Origin of the sequence: Pseudomonas sp. FP1154, assembly GCF_030687245.1 — a bacterium.
Classification (GTDB): domain Bacteria; phylum Pseudomonadota; class Gammaproteobacteria; order Pseudomonadales; family Pseudomonadaceae; genus Aquipseudomonas; species Aquipseudomonas rhizophila.
Window position 1 is genome coordinate 32,218 of sequence record NZ_CP117465.1, and the last position, 26,946, is coordinate 59,163.

A 26,946-nucleotide genomic window follows, 5' to 3' on the forward strand; every position below is an offset into this window, starting at 1 on the left:
AAGCTCCCTCGCCACAGAGGCATTCAGTTGCGTCAGAGGGCGAACGGCAACATCGCACTGACCGTCTGCCGCTGCGCCAGGCGCTGCTGAAACTCCATTGGATCGTGGATCAGTACATCCTGCCCGGCAAAAGACTCGGCGGCGATCAACCGTGACAGCCAGAAGCGCACGCATGCCACGCGCAGCATCGTCGGCCATGACTCGGCCTCGGCAGCGGTGAATGGGCGCCAGCGCAGCATAAGCCCCCAACAAGGCCCGCGTCCGTGGGCCATCGAGCACACCGTTGTCATCCGAACACCAGTCGTTCAGGGCGATGGCAACGTCATACAGCATTGGCCCGGAGCAGGCGTTATAAAAGTCGATCAGCCCGGTCAGGTGTGTGCCCTCGAACATCGCATTGTCGCGGAACAGGTCCGCGTGGATGTTGGCCCGGGGCAGCGCCAGAATTTTTTCCTTCTGTTGGGCGATTTCCAGCGCAGCCTCCAGCAACCGACGGGGTTCGGCATCCAGGTGCGACAACAGCTTCGCGCCCTCCTCCTGCATCCAGTCCAGGCCGCGATCAGTCTTGCGCTTGATCATGTTGTTCTTGGTCGCCAGGTGCAGATGGGCCAGTAACTCCCCCACCTGGGCGCAATGCTGTGCGTTGGCCTGCTTGATGTGCTTGCCGGCCAGGCGCGGTTGCAGCAGCGCCGGCTTGCCAGCCAGTTCTCGCAGCGCAACGCCGTCGGTGGTACGCAAGGCGTAAGGCACCGGCAGGTCGGCGTCATGCAGTACATCCAACAGCTCGATGAAGAAGGGCATTTCCTGCACCGGGCCGCGTTCCACCAGGGTCAGGACAAATTCACCCTGCTCCAGGGCTGATAAAAAAATTGGTGTTTTCGCTGCCGGCGGCGATCCCCTGGAAATCAAGCAGGCGGCCGAGCCCATAAGGGGCGAGAAAGGTTTCCAGCTCGGGCCGAGCCAGGGGAGTGAACACAGACATGGTTAAAAACTGCCAGTACGGGCGCCCATCAGCGAGCGCCGGTTGAAGTCGAGAGCGGTATTACCACTCAAAGATTTTCCACGATGGAATCAGCATATCCGGCTGATCCGAGCGGATGAAATTCCCGTCGCTGCCATCGGCACGGACCAGGAAATAAGGCTTGCCGTTCTTGGGCGTGACCTTGATCGCGTACAGAAAGCCGTTTTGCCGGTACTCCTGAATGGTCCTATCGCCTTCGGTGCGGATGGTGACATCCGGGTCCGCCGAGGGGGCGTCGTCCGCCGCCATGACGGCCAGCGGGGTGATTGCAAACAAGCCAGCCAGTAACAGGCGATTTAGTGTACGCATGATAACCTTGTCCCTTTGTCGTCAACGGTCCCGCTATTCTAGCCCCGGACCCGCCGAAAAGGTTGATCCTGCTCATGAGCCAAGCCCCCCTCGTCCTGGTGGACGGTTCTTCTTATCTTTATCGCGCCTTTCACGCGCTACCACCGTTGACCACCTCCAAAGGCCTGCCGACAGGCGCGGTCAAGGGCGTGCTGAACATGCTCAAGAGCCTGCGCAAACAGTATCCGGACAGCCCGTTCGCCGTGGTGTTCGATGCCAAGGGTGGGACCTTTCGCGATGAGCTGTACGCCGAATACAAGGCCAACCGCCCCAGCATGCCCGACGACATGCGCGTGCAGATTGAGCCGCTGCATGCCAGCGTCAAGGCCCTGGGCTTCCCGCTGCTGTGCGTGGACAACGTCGAAGCCGATGACGTGATCGGCACCCTGGCCCGCAGCAGCGCCGCAGCCGACCGTCCGGTGGTGATCTCCACCGGCGACAAAGACATGGCGCAACTGGTTGACGGGCACATTACCTTGGTCAACACCATGACCGGTAGCGCCCTGGACGTGGCTGGCGTGAAGGAGAAGTTTGGCGTCGCTCCGGAGCAGATCATCGATTATCTGGCACTGATGGGCGATTCTTCCGACAACATTCCCGGTGTTCCGGGAATCGGTCCGAAGACCGCCTCGGGCCTGCTGGTGGGCGTCAATGGCGGCCTGACCGAGCTGTATGCGCAACTGGAGATCGTCGCCACCTTGCCGATTCGTGGCGCCAAGACCCTGGCCGCCAAACTCGAAGAACACAAGGAAATGGCCCTCCTCTCCTACGAGCTGGCGACCATCAAGACCGACGTGCCGTTGGATGTCGGTCTCGACGACCTGCAAATGGGCCAGCCGGATCACGAGAAACTCGCCGAGCTGTATACGTTGCTGGAGTTCAAGAGCTGGTTCGAAGAAAACCAGCGCGATGCCAAGCGTGCCGGTCAGGAGATCGTCGAAGCTGCCGACGAACAACCCGGCGCCGCTGAGGCCAAGTACGAGATCATTCTCGACCAGGCACGTTTCGACGCCTGGCTCGCCAAGCTTGAACAGGCGCCGCTGTTTGCTTTCGTCACCGAAACCAATGGTAACGACGCCCAGCATGCGCAACTCGTAGGGTTGTCGTTTGCCGTCGCGCCCTTTGAGGCGGCCTACGTTCCCTTGACCCATTCCTACATGGGCGTGCCGGAGCAACTGGATCGCGACACGGTGCTCAAGGCGCTCAAGCCATTGCTGGAGAACCCGAACAAGCTCAAGGTCGGCCAGCATGCCAAATTCGAAACCAACATCCTGGCCAACTGCGCCATCGGTGGTGATCAAAACAACGGCATTCTTGTGCAAGGCATTGCCTTCGACACCATGCTTGAGTCCTACGTACTGGACTCCACAGCAACCCGTCACGACATGGACAGCCTGGCGCTCAAGTACCTGGGACAAAGCAAGACCGATATCCAGGACATCGCCGGCAAAGGCGTCAAACAGCTGACCTTTGACCAGATTGCCCTGGAGCTGGCCGGCCCTTACGCCGCCGAAGACGCGGACGTGACTTTCCGCCTGCACCAGGCCTTGCAGGAAAAACTGGCTGCCACGCCAAGTCTGGGCAAGGTGCTCAACGAAATCGAAATGCCGCTGATGCCGGTCCTGGCACGCATTGAGCGCCAGGGTGCGCTGGTCGATGCCAACCTGCTGGGGGTGCAGAGCGTTGAGTTGGGCGAGAAGCTGGTGGCTCTGGAACGCGAGGCATTTGCCATCGCCGGGGAGGAATTCAACCTGGGTTCACCCAAGCAACTGGGGGTGATCCTCTACGAAAAACTTGGCTTACCGGTGCTCAGCAAAACCGCCAAGGGCCAGGCGTCTACCGCCGAAGCGGTGCTGGCCGAGCTGGCCGAGCAGGATTATCCGCTGCCCAAGGTATTGATGCAGTACCGCTCGCTGAGCAAGCTCAAGAGCACCTACACCGACCGCCTGCCAGAGCAGATCAACAGCCGCACGGGCCGCGTCCATACCAATTATCAGCAAGCGGTCGCCGCTACCGGGCGACTGTCCTCGATCGACCCCAACCTGCAGAACATTCCGATTCGCACCGCCGAAGGCCGCAGGATTCGTCAGGCATTCGTTGCGCCGAAAGGCTACAAGCTGCTGGCGGCGGACTACTCGCAGATCGAACTGCGGATCATGGCGCACCTGGCCAAGGATGAAGGCCTGCTCCACGCCTTCCGCAATAATCTGGATGTGCACCGGGCCACCGCCGCCGAGGTTTTCGGCGTAGAGCTGGACGCCGTCACTCATGACCAGCGCCGCAGCGCCAAGGCGATCAACTTCGGCCTGATCTACGGCATGAGTGCTTTCGGTCTGGCCAAGCAGATCGGTGTGGATCGCAAGCAGTCCCAGGCTTACATCGACCGCTACTTTGCCCGCTACCCAGGCGTACTGGCCTACATGGAGCGCACCCGTGCCCAGGCAGCTGAGCAAGGTTACGTCGAAACCATTTTCGGTCGTCGGTTGTACCTGCCGGATATCAACGCGAAAAATCCGGCTTTGCGCAAAGGCGCAGAACGCACGGCCATCAACGCGCCGATGCAGGGCACAGCGGCAGATATCATCAAGAAAGCCATGGTGGCGGTGGATCGCTGGCTGAGTGCGTCGGGGCTGGATGCCAAGGTCATCCTGCAGGTCCACGACGAATTGGTGCTGGAGGTGCGCGAGGATCTGGTCGACCAGGTGCGCGAGGAAATTCGCCAGCACATGAGCGCCGCCGCCACGCTGGATGTGCCGCTTCTGGTGGAAGTGGGCGTGGGCAATAACTGGGATGAGGCGCACTGAGTCTCAACTGCTGAAATTGCGGGGACCTGTGTGGGTCGGGGGGGATATGGTAGGCCCTGTGGCGAGGGAAATCCCCTCGCCAAATCGAATCCTGGCCTCATTAGTTCGGAAAATTCCTAAGGTTATTTCCAAAAATAATCTGAACTAAAACCGTGAATTGCTACTCAGAGTTTCTGAAAGGCTGGTGAAGCCCTTCAATGCTCCTATGTTGTGTTAAGTGTTGGCAGATATCTGGACCCCGCCCTAGCGGTCCGGAACTTGGACCCCGAACTTCCCCCTCCCCATACGAAGTCCGGGGTTTTTTTTGCCCGCGATTTGGCTTATTCCGCCTCTTCGCTGCCCTTGTCTGCCAATTCCATCCAGTCGGCCAATACAGTGTAGGCCTCTTCCAGGCCCATGCGCTTGGGCGCCGAGAACAACTGGATGGTGATCGTCTCGCCCCACCCCTTGCGGATTTCCGACTGCACTTTGAGCAGGGTGTTCTTGGCTGCGCCGTAGGTGAGCTTGTCTGCCTTGGTCAGCAGAATGTGCATCGGCATGCCGCTGGCGACAGCCCAGTCGAGCATCAGCAGATCGAAGTCGGTCATTGGATGACGGATGTCCATCATCAAAATCAGCCCCTTGAGGCTCTCGCGGCTGCCCAGATAGGCTTCCAAATGGCGCTGCCAATGCTGCTTGAGCGGAATCGGCACCTTGGCGTAGCCGTAACCGGGCAGGTCGACCAAACGGCGTTCATCGTCTAGCTTGAAGAAGTTCAAGAGCTGCGTGCGACCCGGGGTTTTCGAGGTGCGCGCCAGGCTTGCATGGGTCAGGGTGTTCAGTGCGCTGGATTTACCGGCGTTGGAACGCCCGGCGAAAGCCACTTCAAAGCCTTCATCGTCGGGGCATTGATCGACTTTGGCGGCGCTGAGCATGAAGGTGGACTGTTGGCACAGGCCGAGGATGGGGTTCTTCAGTTGCATGGGATTTCCGATGTGGGTGGCGTCGGGAATGGACGCGGCAAGCTGTGTCGTTTCCGTTTCAGTGACGCCAGTATATAATGCCGCAGATTTTGTGTGCGCTTTGTCCCAGCGTAGGATGAAGCTCACGGGAGCGACCGACTGAAATTGCGCACTAGAACGCAGCTCGCTCTCAACCCTGAAAAGGTCGTTTTATGACGAAATGGCTGCTAGCTGCCGGTGTCTTGATGCCGCTTTACAGCGCTCAGGCTACACAGGATCCGGAAGCTGTGTACAACCGTGTTTGTGGTGCCTGTCATTCCGGCCAACTCCCCATGGCACCCCGCAAGGGTGATCAGGAAGCTTGGACGCCGAGGTTGGCGAAAGGTATGGAGACGCTGGTGCAACACGTGACCCAGGGTTTCAAGGCGATGCCGCCGCGTGGTTTGTGCATGGACTGCAGTGCCGAGGATTACCGAGCCATCATCCAGTGGATGAGCGAGTAAACCCGGTCCATAACTCTTTAACCCTTAGCCGTAGTTGGATTAGCTGATGAACAAACTGATCGTGAGTCTGCTGTTGACATTGGGGATATCCGGCGTAGCCCATGCCGCTGGCGATGCCGCCGCCGGCCAGGCGAAAGCCGCCGTATGTGGGGCCTGCCATGGTCCGGATGGCAACAGCATGGCACCAAACTTTCCGAAACTGGCGGGCCAGGGCGAGCGTTACCTGACCAAGCAGTTGAAGGACATCAAGGACGGCAAGCGTGTCGTGCTGGAAATGACCGGCCTGCTGACCAACCTGAACGATCAGGACCTGGCGGACATGGCGGCTTATTTCGCCAGCCAGAAGGGCAGCGTTGGCGCCGCCGATCCAAAACTGGTCGCACGTGGTGAAGCGCTGTTTCGTGGAGGCAACCTGGAAAAGGGGCTTCCAGCTTGCACCGGTTGCCACTCGCCTGACGGCAAAGGTAACGCAGCGGCCGGCTTCCCGCACCTTGGGGGCCAGCACGCTCAGTACATTGCCAAGCAGCTGACTGACTTCCGCAAGGAAGCAGACGGTCGTAACAATGATGGCGAGGCGATGATGCGCACCATTGCCCGCAAGCTGAGCGACGAAGAGATCGCGGCGGTGGCCAGCTACATTCAGGGCCTGCACTAAGACCGTTGGCCGGGCGTTGTGAGGGTTTACATCTCTTGCAACGTTAACGCTCGATTAATCCGTCGATGCGAACATCAAAAGGGTGGCTTTGGCCGCCCTTTTTTGTGGCCGCTACCGTTACACTAGCGAACTTGAACCCGTCACGGCCTGTCTGAAAAACACGCCTCGCGAGGTCACCTCATTGTCCAGGAGTAAAGCATGCGTAATCTGATCATCAGCGCCGCGCTCGCCGCTGTCAGCCTGTTCGGCATGGCCGCCCAAGCCAACGCCGAGGAATCGAAAGCCCCTTACGTCGAATTGAGCAATCCCGTTCCGGTGGCCGTGCCTGGCAAGATCGAAGTGGTGGAACTGTTCTGGTACGGCTGCCCGCATTGCTACGCGTTCGAGCCGGTCATCAACCCATGGGTCGAGAAACTGCCTTCGGACGTTAACTTCGTACGCATTCCGGCCATGTTCGGCGGCCCATGGGACGCCCACGGCCAGATGTTCCTGACCCTCGAAGCCATGGGCGTCGAGCACAAGGTTCACGCTGCAGTGTTCAATGAGATCCAGGTTGAGAAGAAGCGTCTGACCGATCCTGAAGAAATGGCTGAATTCCTCGCCACCCAAGGTGTGGACAAGGACAAGTTTCTGGCGACGTTCAACTCCTTCGCCATCAAGGGCCAGATCAACAAAGCCAAAGAACTTGCCAAGAAATACGAGATCACTGGCGTACCCACCATGGTCGTCAACGGCAAATACCGCTTTGATATCGGTTCGGCCGGTGGTGCTAACCAGGCGCTGGAGCTGGCCGACCAGCTGATTGCCAAAGAGCGAGCGGCAACCAAGGCCGCCGCCAACTAAGCGCGGCGCTGACCATGGCCCGCTGGAGCACCGAACGCGTCGTTGGCCTGCATGAACCGCGGGTCAATGAGCATCATATCGCCTCCACGGGCCTGCCTGCCGACAACTGCCTGCGGCTGCTCAGTTTCAATATTCAGGTGGGCATCAGCACAGAGCGTTACCGGCATTACCTGACCCGTGGCTGGCAACATCTGCTGCCGCACACCGGACGCGCCGTCAACCTGCAGAAGATCGGCGACCTACTGAAAGATTTCGACCTGGTGGCCTTGCAAGAGGCCGACGGTGGGAGCCTGAGATCGGGCTACGTCAATCAGGTGGAGCATCTGGCTCAACTGGGTGCTTTCCCCTACTGGTACCAACAACTCAATCGCAACCTCGGACGCCTGGGCCAGCACAGCAATGGTGTGTTGAGCCGCCTGCGGCCGTGGGCGATAGAAGACCACCCGTTACCCGGTCCCAAGGGACGCGGAGCGATCCTGGCGCGCTTTGGCGAAGGTCCGGAGGCGTTGATCGTGGTCATGATGCACCTGGCCCTTGGGGCTCGTACCCGAACGATGCAACTGGCCTACATCCGCGAGCTGATTGGTGACTACAAGCACCAGGTATTGATGGGCGACATGAATACCCATGCCAACGACTTGCTGCAAAATTCGCCGTTGCGTGATCTTGGGCTGCTCGCCCCACAACTCGAAGCCACATTCCCCAGCTGGCGCCCCCAGCGCTGTCTGGACCATATTCTGCTGAGCCCCACCTTGACCCTCGAACGGTTCGAGGTGCTGGCTCACCCCATTTCCGACCACCTGCCTGTCGCGGTCGAAATTCGTCTGCCGGGTTCGCTCACGGCGGATGCATTCCCCGCACTGAGTCCTGCCCCTCGCGGATCCCATGAATGAGCGACGAAGCCGAACGCTGGAGAGAGAAGTACTTCAAGAGCATCGAACAGCAAGAAAAGCTCGAGCGCCGCTGGGCGGCTCGGCTCGACTTGCTGCGTCGCGGCCTGGTGCGCAGTACGCTGGCCGCCGAAGGCACTGACCGGGCGGTCGATCAGTGCATGAAAGAAATGCGCGAAGTGGTGCGCAGCGATGACATGGATGCCGCCCTCGCCGCTCTTTTGCCCCGCCTGGAAAAAGCTGTGCTTGATTCCGAGCAGCGTCGCGAGACTCGGGTCGAACAGGTGAGCGCCGCATTGACTTCCCTGGTCGCTCAGTTGCAAACCTTGCCGCTGCCAAAGGAAGTCAGCCGGCCCTTGAAAAAGTTTTCCAAGCAGTTGGAAGACCGGGTGGACCAGGCTCGGGAGATTCCTTTGCTGCTCAGTGAGCTGAGCAGCTTGCAGGGCCAGGCGCTGAGTGTGCTGGAAGCGCCCACTGAACCGAATCGTCCCGGCCTTCTGCAACGGTTGTTTGGTGGCCACGGCCAGGAAGAAGCGGCGCCTCCGCCGCACGAACCTGCCCAGCGCAGCGCGGTGCCGGTTTTGGAAACGACACCGCCGGCACCGGCACAGTTAGCGACTGACGCTGCGCCTGTCATAACTCCAGCTCCAGCCCCGGCAATGTTAGCCGGACCCGTGGCAACGGTGGATGAAGCGCCTGAACCGGTCGCGTTCATTCCGCCAATGGTCGATCCCGATCCAGAACGCTCTCCGTCGCCGGTATCCGAAGCTGCCGAGCCGACTCTGGAACGAGATGAAGCTACCGAGCAGGAGGAGGCAACCGAGCCGGCACCGATTCCCACGGAACAGGCGGTGCCGGTACCCGCCCTTGGGAACCCTGATGAGCTGATGCCCGAGGAGCCGCCGCAAGCGCTGGACGAGTCGCTGCCCCTCCCGGAAGAGCCCGTCGAACCCTCGGCCGCGGTCGAGCCTGCAGCGTCTGAGCCGGAGGACGACCATTATGAACTGCCCGACTCACCGGAGCCGTCCTACAGTTCGGTGGCCAGGCATATAGAAGACACCCTGTTGGGCCTGCTGGGCGATCTGACCCTGCCCGAGCGTCATCGTCCCCAGGCCGAGGCCATGCGCGAACGGCTGCAAAATGGCTTGAACTGGTATGAATTACTGCCAATTCTCGACGATCTTGCCGTGCTCATGCTGGCAATTACCGACACCGGCCAACATGAATTCGAAGCGTACCTGCAGCGCCTCAATGATCGGCTTGAGTCCTTCCAGAGCAGTTTACGGGCAGCCAGTGAAGACCATGCCGATAACCAGTCGGCCTCCCGGGAAATGGACACGCAGATTCGCAAGCAGGTGGATGGCTTGCAAAGCAGCGTGCAGGAAGCTGATGACCTGGAAGGTCTCAAGCAAGTGCTGGAGAACCATCTTGAAGGCCTGCTTGGCACGATGGACCAGCACCAGAAGCAGCGCGATCAGCGCGAGCAGGAAGTGTCGGCTCGCCTCAAAAGCCTGGCCGAGCGCGTCGCGCTGATGGAGCAGGATGCCCAGGTTGTCCGGGATAATCTTGAAGAGCAGCGGCAAAAAGCGCTTATCGATCCGCTCACTGGGCTACCTAACCGCGCCGCCTGGTCCGAGCGTCTCGAACAGGAAGTTGCCCAATGGCAGCGGCACGGCAACAGTCTGCTGCTGGCCATGCTCGATCTGGATCACTTCAAGCGCATCAACGATAACTACGGCCACCTGGCAGGTGATCGGGTGCTGAAGATCATCGCTTCGGTGCTGCGCAGACGTTTGCGTGGCAGCGATTTTATCGCCCGCTTTGGCGGTGAGGAATTTGTCCTGCTGGTGCCCGACACACCGCTGGCGGCCGGGGCAAGACTGGCCGAGTCCCTGCGCGCAGCCATCGAGGCCTGCCCGTTTCACTTCAAGGGTGAGCCGGTCACGATCACCGTGTCCGTGGGCATGACCGCGTTCAAAAGCGGGGAGCACAGCGATTCGGTGCTTAAAAGAGCCGATCAGGCGCTATACAGAGCCAAAAATGCCGGGCGCAACCGAGTGGAATGGGGCTGAAGGCAATTGTTCCATTTTGTGAATCCCGCTATACGAGCCAGATCATCGCAACGCGATACGTTACACTGTTGCATTACCCCCAGCGTGTAATGCACCTTGCCATGAAATTTTTTTCGCTCATTGCCTTCTTACTGGTTCTGGCCGGTTGCGCCAGCGGCCCCAGGCTCGATACCAGCCACCCTTCAGTCAATCATGACAACCGTATCCAGTTCGTGGTGCTGCATTACACTTCCGCTTCCCTGGAGCGGTCCCTGGCTTTGCTCACCCACGGCGAAGTCAGTGCGCATTACCTGATCGGCGATGATAAAAGCGCGACCGTCTACAAGCTGGTGGATGAAAGCCGGCGCGCCTGGCACGCCGGAGACAGTGAATGGGATGGCCGGACCTGGCTCAATTCCAGCTCCATCGGCATTGAGATCGTCAATCCCGGTTTCGTCGACACGCCCACCGGGCGCCTCTGGTATCCCTACAGCGAAGCTCAGGTCCAGGCCTTGATCGCCTTGCTCAAGGACATCTCCCAGCGTAATGGGATCAACCCGCGCAACATCATTGGGCATAGCGATATTGCCCCGATGCGCAAGCTTGACCCTGGGCCGCTGTTTCCCTGGAAGCGCCTGGCGCAAGCTGGGGTGGGGATTTGGCCAGACGAGCAGGCGGTAATCCGCCAGCAGGCGGTTTTCGCGGCGCAGGTACCGAACGCCAGTTGGTTCCAGGCCGAGCTGGCCCGTTTCGGTTACCCGACGCCCCGCACCGGCGAATGGGATGTGGCCACTCATCATGTGCTCGCTGCCTTCCAGATGCGCTTCCGGCCGACCCGGTTCGACGGCATGCCGGATGCGCAAAGTGCGGCTATCCTGCAGGTGCTCAACCAGACAAAATAATGACGCCCGTCCGACGGTCAGGGCTAAATCCAAATCAGAAGCTATAACTCATTGGTAACTTTCGGATTACCAATGATGACGCCTGCCCGCGAAACCCTGCAAAGCTGGCTCCATCGCCCGTTTCTCCTGGCGATGATGGCGGCTGTCCTGAGTACCGTGCTATTGCTGGGCGCCAGTCTGTTCGTGGTGATGCAGCAAATCCAGCAGCGCGAAAGCGACCAGATGAATGCTCAGGGCGAGCGCTTTCTGCAGCGACTCGAGCAGCTTTTCGGACAGTTGCGCGAAAGCCTCGACGATCTGCAAAACCAGCCGTTGCGCAGATGCGACGACGACATGATCGCGACGTTGCAGCAGGTCAGCTTCAATTATCGTTTCGTCTACGAAGCGGCGTATATCGATAGCAGCGGGGTTTGTTCCAATCGTCCACGCCGCAGCGGGTTATCGGTGATCCGACCGCCTGACATCCGGGGGCCGACCTACAGCTACTGGCTCAATACCACCACCGAGCCAGATGAAAACCGTGCTGCATTGATGCTGGGGCGTGGCAATTTTCGCGTTGCGACTTCCCGCGGGCATCTGACCGACGTGGTCGACCTGCCCCCCGGCAGTAGCCTGCTTGTGGTGCTCGATCATGGCGAGCGGGCGATACCGGTGCTGGGCACCGATCAATACTGGCCGCCCACGGAGCCTTGGCCCTCGAAAAGCCGCAATGCATTGCAAGTGACGCAGAACCGCCTGATCTATCGGATGCAGACCGACAGCCCGGAATATCAACTGGTGCTGATTGCTCAACGCAATGGTTTCAATATTCCCTCCAACGCCTGGTGGTTGCTGCCCATCAGCCTGATGCTGGGCCTGGGGATTGGTTTCCAGGTATTCCTGCTGGCGCGTCAGCGCCAATCGATGGACGCCGAACTGCACGGGGCCATCCGGCGCGGGGAATTGCAGGTGCTGTACCAGCCGATCTTCGACCTGCGCAGTCGCAATTGCGTCGGTGCTGAAGCCCTGTTGCGCTGGCGGCGCCCGGACGGCACCCTCACCAGCCCGGATCTGTTCATTCCGATGGCAGAGAACACCGGGCAGATCCGTCAGATCACAGACTTCGTGCTGCAACGCCTGTTCGACCAGTTGGGTCAGCTGCTGCGGGCCAATCCGCAGCTGTACATCTCGGTGAACCTGGCAGCGTGCGACGTCATGGTGCCACGTATCGGCGAAGTGATCGCCCGCCTGCTGGCGTTGCATCGGGTGTCGGCGCACCAGATAGCCTTTGAAGTGACCGAACGCGGATTGGTCGATGTCCTGGTCGCCCGGGATAATCTGCAATCGCTGCGCGATGTCGGGCATCAGGTGTTGATCGATGATTTCGGCACGGGCTATTGCAGCCTCGCCTATCTGCAAACCTTGCCGGTGGACTGCTTGAAAATCGACAAAGCCTTCATTGACGCCCTGGGGCACGATGCCGCCAGCAGCGGTGTGGCCCCGCATATTATCCGCATGGCCCACGCGTTAGAGCTCAAGGTGATTGCCGAGGGCATCGAGCATGAAGCCCAGGCGTCTTACCTGAGCAGCGAAGGCGTGACTTTCGGGCAGGGTTGGCTGTTTGCCCATGCGCTCAGTGCCGTGCAGTTGATCGAGCTGATTACCCGCGGCCGGCGCCTGTTGGGGCGACGCCTGGACGACGAGGCCTGAACCGACTCAGACCGCCAGCGCCATATAGAACTGGGTGCCCTGCCCCGGCCGTGAATAAACGCCCATGCGCCCACCGTGGAGCTGGACGATTTCCTTGCACAGCGCCAGCCCCAGCCCTGCGCCGCCCTTCTTGCGACCGACCTGGACGAAGGGTTCGAAGATCCGTCCCTGCTGACCGTAGGGAATGCCCTCACCATTGTCCTCGACGCTGATGATCACCCGCTCGCCGTGACGACGGGCCTGCAGGCGGATCTGACCATGGTCGCCCGTGTGACGCATGGCATTGTCGATCAGGTTATCCAGCACCCTGTCCAGTTGCGCAGCGTCGGCATGCAGGCGCGGTAAGGGTCCCTGGATCGCCACGAGCAATTGGATGCCCTTGGCCTGGGCCTGTGCGGCAAACCGCAGCCGGGCCGACTCCAGCAGTTCTTCGATGGAACAAGGTGCCAGCGTCAGCTTTTGCAGGCCGTTCTGGTAGCGGGAGAAGTTCAGCAGGTCATTGATGAGCTGCATCAGGCGCTGCATTTCTTCGTTGACGGTGTTGAGCAGATCGGCTTCGCGCGATTCTTCAGGAAAATGCACGCGCTCTTGCAACAGGCCGAACGCCATATGCATGCCGGTCACTGGGGTACGCAGCTCATGGGACGCGCGCAACACGAACTCACTGCGCACCCGTTCGAAAGCGCGTTGTTCGGTGACATCGTGCAACACCATCACCGCCCCGAGGATGTGCCCCTGGGTATGGCTGACGGGGGTGAGGCTATACGTCAGCAACCGCGACTCGCCATCCACTTCGATGCTCAAGTCGTCCGGCGCCCGCTCCAGCGTTCCCCCGCGCAGCACCAGTTGCAGTTCCTCATCCAAATCCTTGCGTTCCAGCGCCTCGCCCAATCCCTGGCCCAGGCGCTCCTCGTCCCAGCCCAATTGACGCTGGGCCACCGGGTTGAGGTGCTCCAGGCGACCCTGGCGATCGATCATCAGCAAGCCGTCGTCGATGCTGTCGAGTACCGCTTGCAAGCGTTGCTGGCCGGCGAGCAGCTCATCGACGTTGGTGGCCTGATGCTCGCGCAGAGCCTGGGCCATGATGCCGAAGCGTCGGGTCAGCAAGTTCAGTTCCGAGGCCGAGGAGATCGGCAGCGTCACTTCGAAGTTGCCCTGGCCGATATTATCCGCCGCCGCCGCCAGCGCCTCGATCGGCGCCCCGAAACGTCGGGCGATACCGTGGGCTGTGATGAAGCCGATGATCAGCACCGCCAACCCTACCAGCCCCAGTAATCCGGAAATCAGCAACGCGCGCTCGCGAGCTTTGTTCTGGGTGTCGCTGATGTTGTTCAGCGCCTGCCGATACGCGTCGATCAAGCCCGTGCGCAGCACGTTGAATTTTTCGGTGAGGTTCTGGATACCGGACAGTTGGGCCGGTAGCTGGCGAGAGGCTGAAAAAGCCTCCAGAAAACTGATGTAATCGGCTTTGGCCTTGCTGAAGCTGTCGGCTGAATCGTCCAGCACCTGTTCGTGGGCGATGCCCTCGTCGAGCAACTCGAAGTATTGCCGTTTGGATGCTTCCAGAGCCACCAGGTCGGGCTTCTCATCGAGCATGATCATCAACTGGTCGCCCAGGGTCTGACGCAGCTTGAGGCCCAGGTCGAGCAGGATGAAGTTGTCGCGCACCGATTGTTCTTGGGTATTGGCCATCTGCACCACGCTGACCAGGCCAAGCAACAGCCCCAGCAATGCCACGGTAATCAGCGCCGAGATACTCAGAAACAGCCGTGTGCGCAGCTTCATCGCCAGTTTCATAAGATGACGCTCACAGGTTGTACTGCTTGCGTTTGCGATACAGCGTGGAGGCATCGATTCCCAGGGTCTTGGCGGCCTGATCCAGCGTGTCGGCCGTGGCCAGCACTGCGCCAATATGCGCCTTTTCCAGTTCGTCGAGGCTTAGCGCAGCCCCGATTCGCGGTGCATTGTTGACGGGTTGCTCGGCCATGCCCAAGTGGCTGATTTCGACTTTTTCCTGCGCGCAGATGATGCTGGCGCGCTCGACCACGTTGCGCAGCTCCCGGATGTTGCCAGGCCAGCGATAGCCTAGCAGCGCTTCACGAGCCTCGTCGCTGAAGCCGCGCGCCGGGCGGGCGTATTCCTTGACGAAGCGCGCCAGGAAGCGGTCGGCCAACGTCAGAATGTCTTCGGCCCGCTCGCGCAGTGGTGGCAGATGCAGGGTAATCACATTCAGGCGGTACAGCAGGTCTTCGCGAAAGCGCCCGTCGCGCACCATGTCTTCAAGGTTGAGGTTGGTCGCCGCGAGGATTCGCACATCGGCACGACGGGTCACCGGATCGCCGACCCGTTCGTATTCCTTGTCCTGAATGAAACGCAGCAACTTGGGCTGCAATGTCAGGGGAAAATCGCCGATTTCGTCGAGAAAAAGCGTACCGCCGTCGGCCTGGTTGACCCGTCCCAGCGTGCTTTCACTGGCGCCGGTAAATGCACCGCGGCTGTGGCCGAACAGTTCGCTTTCCATCAACTCAGCGGTCAACGACGGGCAGTTGATCGTGACGCAGGACTTCTTCGCGCGTTTGCTCCAGCCATGGATGGCTCGGGCCAGTTCGCCCTTACCGGTGCCGGACTCGCCAAGGATCAGAATGTTGGCGTCAGTGCTGGCGACCTGGCGAGCGGTTTCGAGCACGACTTTCATCGCCGGGCTGTGGGAGTCGAGGCCGTCATTGGGTTTGCGCACTTCCCCTTCCAGGGCTTCCAGTCGCGCCGATAACTGGCGCACCTCTAACTGTTTGGCGGTCGCCAGGCGCAGTTGATCGGGGCTGCAAGGCTTGACCAGATAATCGGCGGCGCCCGCCTGGATCGCATCAACGGCGGTGTCGACCGCCGAGTGGGCGGTGACAATCACCACCCGCATCCAGGGTGCCTGGATGCGCATTTGCGCCAGGACATCAAGGCCGTTGTCTTCTCCCAGGCGCAAATCCAGAAAGCACAGGTCAAACACCTGCCGCTGCAGCAGGGTGTCCGCCTGGGCAGCGCTGTTGGCGGTGGCGACGCTGTAGCCTTCGTCTTCCAGGCAATAACGGAATGTACGCAGGATGGCGGACTCGTCGTCTACCAGCAGAATGCGGCCTTGATGCTCAGTGGCGGATTCCATTTTTCCTACGCTCCTTTAATGAATGATGTTGGTTAGTGTCAGAAAAATCGGGCAAGTTGCATGGTCGTTTCTGAGGGGATATTACCCACCGACAGCGTACTTGCGAGTGTCTGACTCCTAAAAGGTTGATTTAGGTCCCTTTTTTGCGCCCGCGGCCGCCTCGTACGGTATGGCTTGCCCATTCCGACATCTATTTCCGACGGGCAATTCAAAAAGATTCTATCGCGTCTATCTCCGCCGTTCGTGCATTACGCACGACCTTTGTCGTGGCCATCGTGCAGGATGCGCTCCGGCTGGCTCGCAAGTCATCCATAACTAATTGATTTTAAAGATATTTATATCGCCAAAAATTCTGGCATGCCGAGTGCAATGGTTAGCTCAACGTGGCGTCAAGGCGCCTCAACCAGGTCACCACTCGGGGTGGGGAGGAATTTCAGGATGAATCGTCAACGTGCCGCTCAGTTTCGAATCTCTGCCCTGCATGTTCAGCAGGGTTTGTGGGCAGCAGTGGCCCTGCTGATCACGCTTGTGGCTGGCCAGCAGTTGATGCTTTGGCATCAGAGCCAACAGCCTGAAGCGCCTCTGTTGTCAATTCAGCGCGCCCCGCAAACTCATTTCAGCGCTGTCAGCAGCCTCTCGGATATTTCCGCCTCGATGCGAATGATGGAAGTCGATCAGTCTGTGAACGGCATGCCCCACCAGGAGCGCTGGGTGTTTTAACTCGATGAACCGGTTGTCCACTGCGCCGGAACCATCACTGCAAGACCCTAACTAAATAGAAAAGCGTAAGGAGAATCACCATGTTGAGCTGGGCAATTACTTTCCTGATCATTGCCATCATCGCCGCAGTACTGGGCTTCGGTGGTATCGCAGGCACCGCCACGGGCATCGCCAAGATTCTCTTTGTCGTGTTCCTGGTGATGTTCATCGCTTCCTTCTTCTTTGGCCGCCGCGGCCGAGGCTGACCATGAGCGTCGCACTCAAAGGATTGGTCGCCGCCCTGCTGCTGGGCGGCGGCACCATGGCCATGGCTGCCAACGACGGACAGATGCGGGTCAATCAGTTGCTCAAGGCCGACCCGCAATATGTCGAGACTTGGCAGCAAGTGGTTAAAAAGGAAGAACGCCTGCCGGAATGGGTGATGAACCTGTCAGGCGATTCGCAGCAGATGAATGCTGTCGAGGAAGATGGCGACAAATACCTGGTCGGTCCGTTGTGCGAAACCCAGGCGACATGCCGCAGCAAGCGCTTGTTCGTCGCTTTCAGTTTCGACAAGGACGAGGCTTATGCATTGCTGGTTGAAGTCCCTGCCGGACTTCCGGCCGACAAGTCGCCGACACGTCATGCCGATTACCGGTTCCTCGGCAATCCTGATGAAGGTATGCAAGAACTGTTAATGGAGCAACTCAAGAAAGATCCGAACTGGTACTGATTCTGAAAGCGAGAAAAGCACGTTGTTTTTCTCCTCTGCACAGTCCGAAGAGGGCCGATGCATGACCAAGGGGCCGGGACGCTCTGCCCGTCTAAGGGCGCAGTGACCTACGGGCACAAGGGGTGCCTGCGAAAGGGCCGGGTCAGGAAAAAGCTTCCACGCAGGCTCGCACAGTCATGACGACTGGCGAACTTGCGTGGAGCTTCGTGCGTTGTAAAGTTCATGCCAGAGCGGTTGGCTATCCTGGCGTCTGCCCCACCCCTGCGTACCACCATCGTTTTTCCACGCTGCTCCACTCCCCCGCATCCGACCGTATATCGGAGATTTATCCGCCCGGTCCGCTCTTTCAAGTGTGCTTCATTCTTCCGTCCTTTGAGCGCTTTTTACGAGGCCGGACAAAAACCCCGTTGCGCGGAAAATGGCCGGTTCACGGCATTTTTGCCTGCCGAAATGGCGTATTCGAACCGATGGGTACGCACGTTTTATTTCAAAGACATCATGCCGATTCGGCATAGGGTAGGCGTTTACGGCATTAGACGCCCCTCCTTTGCATCGCAATAGTTGCGCCTTTTTTCGCCTGCCAGTGCGCCTTTGGCGCGTACTCGGGGTGACCTTATATGGGGGCAGCGGCACGCATTCGTATCGCCATCGGGTGGTTCGGTTTGTGGCCAGTTGCCCGAGTCCAACTGAAGTAAGGGTAAAGATATGAAGAAGGCAAGACTAAGCCTCGCCTGGCAGATCCTCATCGGTCTGGTGCTCGGGATTGCAATTGGCGCGCTGCTCAACCATTTCAGTACCGAGAAGGCCTGGTGGATCAGCAACGTGCTGCAACCGGCAGGCGATATCTTTATCCGTCTGATCAAGATGATCGTGATCCCGATCGTGATTTCTTCGCTGATCGTCGGTATTGCCGGGGTCGGTGACGCCAAGAAACTCGGGCGTATCGGTCTCAAGACCATCCTCTACTTCGAAATCGTCACCACTGTCGCCATCGTCGTCGGTTTGCTGTTGGCCAATTTCTTCCAGCCGGGCAGCGGCATCGACATGAGCACCTTGGGTACGGTGGATATTTCCAAGTACCAGGCCACGGCCGCCGAGGTTCAGCATGAACATGCGTTCATCCAGACCATTCTCAATCTGATCCCGTCGAACATCTTCGCGGCGGTGGCGCGTGGCGAGATGCTGCCGATCATTTTCTTCTCCGTATTGTTTGGCCTGGGTCTGTCCAGCCTGCAATCGGACCTGCGCGACCCCCTGGTGAAAATGTTCCAGGGCGTCTCGGAAAGCATGTTCAAGGTCACCCACATGATCATGCAATACGCCCCGATCGGCGTGTTCGCCCTGATCGCGGTGACGGTTGCCAACTTCGGCTTCGCTTCGCTGTTGCCATTGGCGAAGCTGGTGATCCTGGTTTACGTCGCCATCGCGTTCTTCGCCTTCGTGGTGCTGGGGTTGATTGCACGTCTGTTCGGCTTCTCCGTGGTCAAACTGATGCGCATCTTCAAGGATGAGCTGGTGCTGGCCTACTCCACCGCCAGCTCCGAAACCGTGTTGCCACGCGTGATCGAGAAGATGGAAGCCTACGGTGCACCCAAGGCGATTTGCAGCTTCGTGGTGCCGACCGGTTATTCGTTCAACCTCGACGGTTCGACCCTTTACCAGAGCATCGCGGCGATTTTCATCGCTCAGTTGTACGGCATCGATCTGTCCATCAGCCAGCAGTTGCTGTTGGTGCTGACCTTGATGGTGACCTCCAAAGGCATCGCCGGCGTACCGGGTGTCTCTTTCGTGGTGCTGTTGGCGACCCTCGGCAGTGTCGGTATTCCGCTGGAAGGTCTGGCGTTCATTGCCGGTGTCGACCGCATCATGGACATGGCCCGCACCGCGCTGAACGTGATCGGCAATGCCCTGGCCGTGCTGGTCATTTCCCGCTGGGAAGGCATGTACGACGATGCCAAGGGCCAGCGCTACTGGAATTCCCTGCCCCACTGGCGCAGCAAAGAGCCGATGCCGGCGGGAGAAACTGCCAGCCGTTGAGGCGCATGACCCCTGTGGGAGCCGAGCTTGCTCGCGATTGCGGTGTGTCAGCCAACATCAATGCTGACTGATCCGGCCCCATCGCGAGCAAGCTCGGCTCCACAGGATCTGCCATAGGATTTTTGTAGCCCCTGCGCAATGCCAAACAAACCCCGGAGAAATCCGGGGTTTGTCGTTTCTGCCAGCCCCGCTATCATTCGCGGCATCTTCCGGGGGACTTAACCGATGCTTAATGGCCTGTGGCTTGGCTTCTTTATCGTGGCAGCCGTATCGGCGCTGGCGCAGTGGCTGATCGGCGGTAACGCCGGGATCTTCGCCGCCATGGTGGAAAGCATTTTCGCCATGGCCAAGCTGTCGGTGGAGGTGATGGTCCTGCTGTTCGGCACCTTGACCCTGTGGCTGGGGTTTCTGCGGATCGCCGAAAAGGCCGGTATTGTCGACTGGCTGGCCAAGGCGCTCGGGCCATTGTTTTTGCGGCTGATGCCGGAGGTGCCGGCGGGTCATCCGGCGATTGGCCTGATTACCCTCAACTTTGCGGCAAACGGCCTGGGGCTGGATAACGCGGCGACCCCGATCGGCCTGAAGGCCATGCGAGCCCTGCAGGACTTGAACCCCAGCCCGACCATCGCCAGCAATGCACAAATCCTGTTCCTGGTGCTCAACGCCTCATCGCTGACGCTGTTGCCGGTGACCATTTTCATGTATCGCGCCCAGCAAGGGGCGCCGGACCCGACCCTGGTATTCCTGCCGATCCTGCTCGCCACCAGCGCCTCAACCCTGGCGGGGCTGCTGTCAGTGGCGTTCATGCAGCGCCTGCGCCTGTGGGACCCGGTAGTGCTGGCTTATCTGATTCCGGGTGCGTTGGTACTGGGCGGTTTCATGGCGCTGCTGGCGACGCTCTCAGCCACGGCGCTGGCCGGGCTGTCTTCGATTCTCGGCAACCTGACGCTGTTCGGCTTGATCATGATGTTTCTGGTGGTGGGCGCGCTGCGCAACGTCAAGGTTTATGAAGCCTTCATTGAAGGTGCCAAAGAGGGCTTTGACGTCGCCAAGACGTTGCTGCCATACCTGGTGGCCATGTTATGCGCCGTCGGCGTGCTGCGGGCCTCGGGCGCGCTGGACTTCGGCCTGGACGGCATCCGGCACCTGGTGCAGTGGGCCGGCTGGGACACCCGTTTCGTCGACGCCTTGCCGACTGCCATGGTCAAGCCATTCTCCGGCAGCGCCGCGCGGGCGATGCTGATCGAAACCATGCAGACTTCCGGCGTGGACAGCTTCCCCGCGCTGGTGGCCGCGACCATTCAGGGCAGCACCGAAACCACCTTCTATGTGCTGGCGGTGTATTTCGGTGCCGTGGGTATCCAGCGGGCGCGGCATGCGGTGGGCTGCGCGCTGCTGGCCGAGTTCAGCGGCGTCGTGGCGGCGATCGGGGTTTGCTACTGGTTCTTTGGCTGAACCATATCCCCTTGCCACAGGCCCGGATTGCAGTCACGGGCCTTTAGGGGCGTGCGGGTATCGCCAAGCGCTGGCCTTGTTCTACCGTCCAGTTCACAACCTCGGCGGTCAGTCGATCGCTGGCCTGGCCGAAACCTTGCACCACTGCCGGCACTTGCACGTCGCTCAAGGGCTGGCGGACTTCAAAACGATGACTGGCAAGGATGCGTTGGTCAAATCCCCGCACCAGCAATGCGTCCAGGCGAATCACCACGCTGGCCCCCGCGCCGTGATATTCGGTCTGGAAGGCCTGCAATTGGCCACCCAACTCCAAATCCGTTTGCAAGTTGCTGTCGGCGACACTCAATAGCCCGACACGTCCATCCTGTGCGAAGCCATCGAGCAAGCGATTGCGCAGCAACACCGGTGCCGGGTCGCTCCAGCGTGAGGCTGCGTAGCTGCTCAACAGATTGCCGTGGGGAATGACCGCGATTTTAGGGCTGTTGAGCACTTCGCTGGCCTGCGGGCTGGCCAGGCGCAACGACCACTTCACGGGCGTGCCCGGGGCTGCGGGCGCCTGAGTCGCGGGTAAGCGATAGACGTCCGCGGGCTCGGCCTGGGGCAGAATCGAGCAACCGCCCACCAGGACACATCCTGCCAGCAAGAGGATAGGGCGGACGAACCGAGCAAACGGCTTCATGGCGTGAATTCCTTGTTCTTGTCATTGCCCAGCAAATAGCCGCTGGGGTTGGCATCCAGGCGCCGGGAAATACCCCGCAGCGCGCTCAGGGTGTCGCGCAGTTCCCGCACCGCCGGCGACAGGGCATTGAGCCCCTGCATGCCATTGTTCAGCGCGTCGCGATTGTCGTTGAGCAGTTTGTCGAGGGTTGCGGTGCTGCGGGCCAGCGATTGCATGGCCTGGTCTGCGCTGCTCATGACCTCTTTGCCCTGATCGTTGAGCAGACCGTTGGCGCTGCGCATCAATGCCGTAGTCTGCTCCAGGGTGGCGCTGGCCTGTTTGCCGACAGATGCCAGTTGCTGCATGGCCTGGCGAATATCGCCGCGTTGATCGGCGATGACCCCGGTGGTTTGCTCCAAGTGTTCAAGGGTCTTGCCCAACCGCTGGACATTGTCCGAGGAAAACACCGCGTTGGCGTTATGCAGCAGCAGGTTGATGCTGGTCATCAGGTCATCGCTGTTGTTCAGCAGGCGGGCGATGGGCGAGGGCGCTGCGATGATCACTGGCGGCTCGCCATCGTGCCCGGTCAGTGGCGGGCTGTTGGGGGTGCCGCCACTGAGTTGGATAATCGAGGTGCCGGTGATGCCGGTCAGTGCCAGTTTGGCCTGGGTGTCCTGCTTGACCGGTGTTTCAGCACTCAAGCGTACCCGCGCCAGTACCCGGCGCGGGTCGTTCGGGTCCAGGCGCAGATTGACCACGTCTCCGACCTTGATGCCGCTGTACTCCACCGAGCTGCCTCTGGACAAGCCGCTGACCGCTTCGTTGAACACCACTTCGTAATCCTTGAATTCGCTGTCCACGCTGGACTTGGCCAGCCACAACCCAAACAGCAGGGCGCCGACCACCACGATCACGGTGAACAGGCCGATCAATACATGATGGGCTCGGGTTTCCATGTCAGACCTCGTTCAATTGTGTAGCGGCCGTCAAGGCCGCGCGGCCGCGAGGGCCGTGGAAGTATTCATGGATCCAGGCATCGTCGGTTTCCGACACTTTGTCGATGACATCGGCCACCAGCACTTTTTTCTGGGCCAGCACCGCCACCCGGTCGGTGATGGTGTAGAGGGTGTCCAGGTCATGGGTGACCAGAAATACGCTCAAGCCCAAGGCGTCGCGAAGCGTCAGGATCAATTGGTCGAACGCTGCCGCGCCGATGGGGTCGAGGCCGGCGGTGGGTTCGTCGAGAAACAGAATGTCCGGGTCCAGGGCTAGCGCCCGGGCCAAGGCTGCACGCTTGATCATGCCGCCGGACAGCGAGGCGGGGTATTTGTCCGCCGCCGATAGCGGCAGCCCGGCCAACGCCAGTTTCACCGCCGCCAGATGTTCGGCATCGGCCCGGCTGAGCCCGGCGTGTTCGATCAGGGGCAGGGCGACATTCTCTGTCACAGTCAGCGAAGAAAACAGCGCGCCTTTCTGAAACAGCACCCCAAAGCGTCGTTCCACTTGCGAACGCTGTTGCTGGGGCAGGCTCGGCAGATCCTGGCCGAATACTCGCACGGCCCCTTCACTGGGCCGGTTCAAGCCGACAATGCTGCGCAACAGCACCGATTTGCCACTGCCGGAGCCGCCGACCACCGCGAGGATCTCGCCCTTGTATACGTCCAGGTCGAGGTTTTCGTGCACGCTCTGCAGGCCAAAGCGATTGCACAAGCCACGTACCTGTATCACCGCCTCGGTGGGCGGCCTGGAAGGTCGACTCACCATTGCATCTCCATGAAAAACAGCGCGGCTACCGCATCGAGCACGATCACCACAAAAATCGACTGCACCACGCTCGAGGTGGTGTGAGCCCCGACAGACTCGGCGCTGCCGCTGACTTTGAAGCCTTCCAGGCATCCCACCGCGGCAATCAGGAAGGCAAAGATCGGCGCCTTGACCATTCCCACCACGAAATGCTGGACGCCGATGTCCGACTGCAACAGCGTCAGGAACATCGCCGGAGAAATATCCAGCGACAGGGCACACACCACACCGCCGCCGACAATGCCCGAGAGCATGGCCACAAAGGTCAGCATCGGCAACGCCACCAACAGGGCCAGCACTCGCGGCACCACCAGCAACTCGATGGGATCGAGGCCCAGGGTACGAATCGCGTCGATTTCTTCGTTGGCCTTCATCGAGCCGATCTGGGCGGTGAAGGCGCTGGCGGTGCGACCTGCCATAAGAATCGCAGTCAGCAACACGCCGAATTCGCGCAGAAACGAGAACGCCACCAGGTCCACGGTAAAAATACTGGCGCCGAAATCGGCCAGCACCGTCGCCCCGAGAAACGCCACCACCGCGCCCACCAGAAAAGTCAGCAGGGCGACGATAGGGGCCGCGTCCAGCCCCGTCTGTTCGATGTGAACAACCATCGGGGTAATGCGCCAGCGTTTCGGGCGAAACAGGCCCCGGGCCAGCGTTTCTAGGATCAAGCCGACAAAGCCCAGTAATTGCAGGGTATCTTGCCAGACCTTGTCCACGGCTCGACCGATGCGTGTCAACAACTGGGTCACGACACTCACCGTCGGCTCTTTGACCGGCACGCAGAAGTCGGTCAGCGAGCAATAGACCGTCTGCAACAGCGCCCGATCGGCGGACGACAACGTGCAGTCGCGGTGCTCGGCGGTCTTGCCCAGCCGCTCGGCGCCCAGCAGTTCCACCAGCAACGAGGCGCCGGCGGTGTCGAGGGCACCCAAGCCATTGAGGTCGATCAGGGTGTTGTCGTCGTACTGGCCGCGCAGCGAGTCGCTCAAACGCTTGAGCTGCGTGTAGTGAGCCAGTGTCCAGTCCCCGCTGATCCATAGCTGCGCCGGGGAGTGAGAGCGATCCAGTCGGGCACTGCCAGCCAGAGTGCCAGGGGTCATAAGCGCCATGCTCGTTCGGCTCGAAAAGTGTTACCTAATAGCACGCCCGGCATTATTTTGTCCCAGGCTCGAGCGCAGCGCTGACCTTGAAGCGCAATACACCAATCACCTGGCCATTTTCCGTCAGCACCCGCACCTGCCATTTACCGGTGGGGTCTTCCGGGAAGTTCTGCTTGTGGGTCCAGGCGCGATAGCCTTCCTTGCGCCCGCCATGAATGTCCAGGGCGATACGGTCCACCTCTTTGCCGTTGAATTGCCAGACGTGATAAATCCGCTCATCGAGCCCTCGCGGCGCATTGATAGCGGTGTAGGCATACAGACCGTTGCCGCGTATCTGGTCAGCGGTGACTTCCTTCAGGCTGGCGCCCGGCGTGCGGTCCTCCAGTTGGGTGCTGATTGCCACCTCGGTCATCCACAAGGTTGCCGGCGGCACCCAGGAGCGCAGCACCCACCCGGCCGCGCCGATCCCCACCGTGATGCACAGAATCGCCAGGGCGTTGCGCACGGTGCGGATCGGAAAGATCGAAGCCAGGCTGGGGAACGACAACAGCATGGCAGTGCCCAGCGCCAGCTTGAAGCTCTGGTCGGTGGTCAGGTGCAGGATGATCGGCAGTGCGGTGAGCAGGGCGGCAAACAGCGTCAGGGTGTGCAGCGCCAGGAACGCCCAGCGCCGGGGCGCCAGCCATTTGTAGTACAGCGGATCAATGATCGAGACCAGTGCCGAGGCCGCCAGTAGGCCGGTGAAAACCACTTGGCTGCTGTTCCAGGTGGTGGTGATGAAAAAGAACGGCAAGACGAAAAACAGGCTTTCCTGGTGAATCATCTGCGTGGCGTAACGCAGCAGCGGCTGGGGGATTTCCCGTTTGAATATGCGGGTAAAAAGCCGGGTCAGGCTGTTCTCCAGCATCAGCCAGAGCCAGCTCACCAGCATGATGATGGTGATCCAGGTCGCAAGACCCTGCTGGCGGTCCACCAGCATGAAACTGCCGACTCCAGAGATGAAGCCACCGAGTGCGATGACCCCTGGATAGCGCTTCATCAATTCGAGAAGGCGCTGGATGTAGTGAGTCAGGTTCGGCATTCGGCAGTTCACAGTGAGTCGTAGGAAATATCCCTGACAGAGTATCGCCAGGACATCGATGTGACGAGCGCTCTAAGCCCTGCGACGCAATCTCCACCCGACCAGGACCAACAGCAACCCCAGCAGCCCGGCCACGCCCCAAACCAGCTCATCGTCGCCGAGCATGGGTTTCTCGATGCGCAGGTAGCCCGGGTCCTTGAGCAGTTCACGCAGGGCCTGGTTGGCCTGTTCCAGGCTCACCGCCTGAAGGCGCACGGCCGGATTGGTGAAGCGGCCGTCGTCGTAATCGCCAAGGGCACCCCAATAGTAATCGGCCAGTGCGCTGTTGCCTTGAACCGCCCACGACTGATGGGCGATGGCGGCGCGTTTGATGCGCACGAAACTCTCCGGGTCGAGGCCATCCTTGAGCAACGTGGTGCGCATTTGCTCCAGCGCCTGCTCGGCCTGGGGCAGGTCATCACGGGCCAGGTCCGCGTTCAGGCTGAAGAAGCCAACGCCGCCAAACACCTCTCGCTCCACCCACGGCCCGTAGGACAGGCTGCGGGCCAGGCGCAGCTGGCGATAGAGCGCCCAGTCCAGATAGTCCTTGAGCAGGTCGAAGGTTTCGTCGTGTTGCTGTTCCAGCACCGGCTCCGGAAACAGCCAATGAAGCTTGGCGCTATTGCCCACCAGGCCGCGCATCAGGTTGCGCTTGGTGACCGCGCTGTAGCGGATCTGCGGTAACGCTGCGTGAGCGCTGGGCTCGACCGGCTCCAGTTCGCCGAAGGTCCGCTCCAGATAGGCCGGTAGCAACCGGTCCAGGTCGCCGACCACGATCAGCGTCATGTTGTTCGGTGCATACCAGGCCTTGCGTGCCTGCTCGATCCTGGCAAGGGTGAGGTGCCCGACTTCGGCGCGTTCGGCACAGCGCAGACCCAATTCCACTGCCAATTGATTGCCCGCCTTGTGGCCCAGGTCCTGATGATCGAGCCAGCGTTGCAGATGGGTGTAGTGGCCGCCATCCTCGCGTTCCACCACACGTTTGGCCGCCTGCAGGGCGTTGTCGTCGATGCGGGTACGAGTCAGCAGGGCGATCAACAGGTCCAGGACCTTGCGTTGATTGCGCGCCGGTGCCTCGATGACGAACGTGGTGTCGGCGTTGCTCGTGAAGGCATTCCACTCGCCGCCCAGCGCCTGCATACGCTCTTCCAGCCCGCCTTCGCCGCCGTCATCGACACCGCTGAACAGCAAATGCTCAAGCAGGTGGGGCAGTTCCTTGTCGGCGCAGTTGAAGTCGTCCAGTCCCACGCCCACCACCAGCCGGATCGCCACATGCCCGCGCTCGCTGCCCGGCTTGAGCAGCAGTTGCATTCCGTTGGGCAGCACATACCCCTCGACCTGGAATCGATCCAGCGCGACCGACGGCAGTGAACCGAGCAACAGAACGGCGAGCAACAGACAACGCATAGCGAGCTTCCTGGCGGCTGATTGGAGGTCCATGTGCCGGGCAGGCCGTCATCGCAGGCAACTTCGCGCACCACCTCGAACCCAATGGATTTCCATGGCGACGTGGGGCCGGCTTGCGTGCGAACGGTTT

23 protein-coding genes and 1 pseudogene are annotated in these 26,946 nt (G+C 60.4%); 13 read left to right on the forward strand and 11 right to left on the reverse strand.

What is annotated here, in order from left to right:
• Positions 1–32: 32 nt before the first annotated feature.
• A pseudogene (locus PSH91_RS00160) lies at positions 33–982 on the reverse strand (homoserine kinase).
• Between the two features lie 60 nt (positions 983–1,042).
• Entirely contained in the window at positions 1,043–1,330 is a 288-nt protein-coding gene (locus PSH91_RS00165; protein WP_047229784.1) for a DUF2782 domain-containing protein, read from the reverse strand.
• Between the two features lie 74 nt (positions 1,331–1,404).
• Here PSH91_RS00165 and polA point away from each other — a divergent pair, with 74 nt between their 5' ends.
• Entirely contained in the window at positions 1,405–4,173 is a 2,769-nt protein-coding gene (gene polA, locus PSH91_RS00170) for a DNA polymerase I (RefSeq protein ID WP_160891459.1), read from the forward strand.
• Between the two features lie 320 nt (positions 4,174–4,493).
• Here polA and yihA read toward each other — a convergent pair whose 3' ends face one another.
• A complete protein-coding gene (yihA, locus tag PSH91_RS00175) occupies positions 4,494–5,135 on the reverse strand; it encodes a ribosome biogenesis GTP-binding protein YihA/YsxC (protein WP_047229786.1) in 642 nt (213 codons plus the stop codon).
• Between the two features lie 191 nt (positions 5,136–5,326).
• Here yihA and PSH91_RS00180 point away from each other — a divergent pair, with 191 nt between their 5' ends.
• The 7 genes from PSH91_RS00180 to PSH91_RS00210 all read left to right on the forward strand — a co-directional run bounded on the left by PSH91_RS00180 (position 5,327) and on the right by PSH91_RS00210 (position 12,647).
• On the forward strand, positions 5,327–5,617 hold the full coding sequence (locus PSH91_RS00180; protein WP_003196231.1) for a cytochrome c5 family protein: 291 nt from the start codon (positions 5,327–5,329) through the stop codon (positions 5,615–5,617).
• Positions 5,618–5,663: 46 nt separating this feature from the next.
• Complete coding sequence (locus PSH91_RS00185) at positions 5,664–6,272, forward strand: cytochrome c (protein WP_047229787.1); 609 nt, start codon at positions 5,664–5,666, stop codon at positions 6,270–6,272.
• Positions 6,273–6,470: 198 nt separating this feature from the next.
• The gene (locus PSH91_RS00190; RefSeq protein ID WP_047229788.1) at positions 6,471–7,115 is read left to right on the forward strand and encodes a thiol:disulfide interchange protein DsbA/DsbL; all 645 of its coding nucleotides are present in this window, start codon (positions 6,471–6,473) and stop codon (positions 7,113–7,115) included.
• Between the two features lie 14 nt (positions 7,116–7,129).
• The gene (locus tag PSH91_RS00195; protein ID WP_047229789.1) at positions 7,130–8,008 is read left to right on the forward strand and encodes an endonuclease/exonuclease/phosphatase family protein; all 879 of its coding nucleotides are present in this window, start codon (positions 7,130–7,132) and stop codon (positions 8,006–8,008) included.
• Positions 8,005–10,077 (forward strand): diguanylate cyclase, encoded by a 2,073-nt coding sequence (locus PSH91_RS00200; protein WP_305466984.1) that lies wholly within the window; start codon positions 8,005–8,007, stop codon positions 10,075–10,077. Before PSH91_RS00195 ends, PSH91_RS00200 begins: the two co-directional genes overlap by 4 nt.
• Positions 10,078–10,178: 101 nt before the next feature.
• The gene (locus PSH91_RS00205; RefSeq protein WP_305466985.1) at positions 10,179–10,958 is read left to right on the forward strand and encodes an N-acetylmuramoyl-L-alanine amidase; all 780 of its coding nucleotides are present in this window, start codon (positions 10,179–10,181) and stop codon (positions 10,956–10,958) included.
• Between the two features lie 75 nt (positions 10,959–11,033).
• The gene (locus PSH91_RS00210) at positions 11,034–12,647 is read left to right on the forward strand and encodes an EAL domain-containing protein (RefSeq protein WP_076386507.1); all 1,614 of its coding nucleotides are present in this window, start codon (positions 11,034–11,036) and stop codon (positions 12,645–12,647) included.
• Between the two features lie 6 nt (positions 12,648–12,653).
• On the opposite strand, the gene PSH91_RS00215 is transcribed toward PSH91_RS00210, so the two are convergent.
• Positions 12,654–14,444, reverse strand: coding sequence for an ATP-binding protein (locus tag PSH91_RS00215; RefSeq protein ID WP_047229792.1), 1,791 nt, complete (start codon positions 14,442–14,444; stop codon positions 12,654–12,656).
• Positions 14,445–14,454: 10 nt separating this feature from the next.
• A complete protein-coding gene (gene algB / locus PSH91_RS00220) occupies positions 14,455–15,801 on the reverse strand; it encodes a sigma-54-dependent response regulator transcription factor AlgB (RefSeq protein ID WP_047229793.1) in 1,347 nt (448 codons plus the stop codon).
• A 438-nt stretch (positions 15,802–16,239) separates the two neighbouring features.
• Between algB and PSH91_RS00225 the strand changes: the two genes are divergently transcribed.
• The 5 genes from PSH91_RS00225 to PSH91_RS00245 all read left to right on the forward strand — a co-directional run bounded on the left by PSH91_RS00225 (position 16,240) and on the right by PSH91_RS00245 (position 20,725).
• Positions 16,240–16,521, forward strand: coding sequence for a hypothetical protein (locus tag PSH91_RS00225; RefSeq protein ID WP_047229794.1), 282 nt, complete (start codon positions 16,240–16,242; stop codon positions 16,519–16,521).
• Positions 16,522–16,601: 80 nt separating this feature from the next.
• Positions 16,602–16,766, forward strand: a complete 165-nt coding sequence (locus PSH91_RS00230) for a DUF1328 domain-containing protein (RefSeq protein WP_003177151.1) — start codon at positions 16,602–16,604, stop codon at positions 16,764–16,766.
• Positions 16,767–16,768: 2 nt separating this feature from the next.
• The gene (locus PSH91_RS00235; protein WP_047229795.1) at positions 16,769–17,233 is read left to right on the forward strand and encodes an inhibitor of vertebrate lysozyme family protein; all 465 of its coding nucleotides are present in this window, start codon (positions 16,769–16,771) and stop codon (positions 17,231–17,233) included.
• 705 nt (positions 17,234–17,938) lie between these two features.
• The gene (gene gltP, locus PSH91_RS00240; RefSeq protein WP_047229796.1) at positions 17,939–19,270 is read left to right on the forward strand and encodes a glutamate/aspartate:proton symporter GltP; all 1,332 of its coding nucleotides are present in this window, start codon (positions 17,939–17,941) and stop codon (positions 19,268–19,270) included.
• A gap of 225 nt (positions 19,271–19,495) precedes the next feature.
• On the forward strand, positions 19,496–20,725 hold the full coding sequence (locus PSH91_RS00245; RefSeq protein WP_305466986.1) for a nucleoside recognition domain-containing protein: 1,230 nt from the start codon (positions 19,496–19,498) through the stop codon (positions 20,723–20,725).
• Positions 20,726–20,768: 43 nt separating this feature from the next.
• On the opposite strand, the gene PSH91_RS00250 is transcribed toward PSH91_RS00245, so the two are convergent.
• From PSH91_RS00250 to PSH91_RS00275, 6 genes are all read right to left on the reverse strand, one after another.
• Complete coding sequence (locus tag PSH91_RS00250; protein WP_047229798.1) at positions 20,769–21,404, reverse strand: ABC-type transport auxiliary lipoprotein family protein; 636 nt, start codon at positions 21,402–21,404, stop codon at positions 20,769–20,771.
• Complete coding sequence (locus PSH91_RS00255) at positions 21,401–22,339, reverse strand: MlaD family protein (RefSeq protein WP_047229799.1); 939 nt, start codon at positions 22,337–22,339, stop codon at positions 21,401–21,403. Before PSH91_RS00255 ends, PSH91_RS00250 begins: the two co-directional genes overlap by 4 nt.
• A gap of 1 nt (position 22,340) precedes the next feature.
• The gene (locus tag PSH91_RS00260; protein ID WP_171061294.1) at positions 22,341–23,147 is read right to left on the reverse strand and encodes an ABC transporter ATP-binding protein; all 807 of its coding nucleotides are present in this window, start codon (positions 23,145–23,147) and stop codon (positions 22,341–22,343) included.
• Positions 23,141–24,289 carry an ABC transporter permease gene (locus PSH91_RS00265; protein ID WP_047229800.1) on the reverse strand — a complete coding sequence of 383 codons (1,149 nt, stop codon included), beginning with the start codon at positions 24,287–24,289 and terminating at the stop codon, positions 23,141–23,143. The genes PSH91_RS00260 and PSH91_RS00265 overlap by 7 nt, the downstream gene beginning before the upstream one ends.
• 52 nt (positions 24,290–24,341) lie before the next feature.
• Entirely contained in the window at positions 24,342–25,370 is a 1,029-nt protein-coding gene (locus PSH91_RS00270) for a DUF5924 family protein (RefSeq protein WP_305466987.1), read from the reverse strand.
• Positions 25,371–25,442: 72 nt separating this feature from the next.
• Positions 25,443–26,816 (reverse strand): pitrilysin family protein, encoded by a 1,374-nt coding sequence (locus tag PSH91_RS00275; protein WP_047229802.1) that lies wholly within the window; start codon positions 26,814–26,816, stop codon positions 25,443–25,445.
• Positions 26,817–26,946 lie beyond the last annotated feature (130 nt).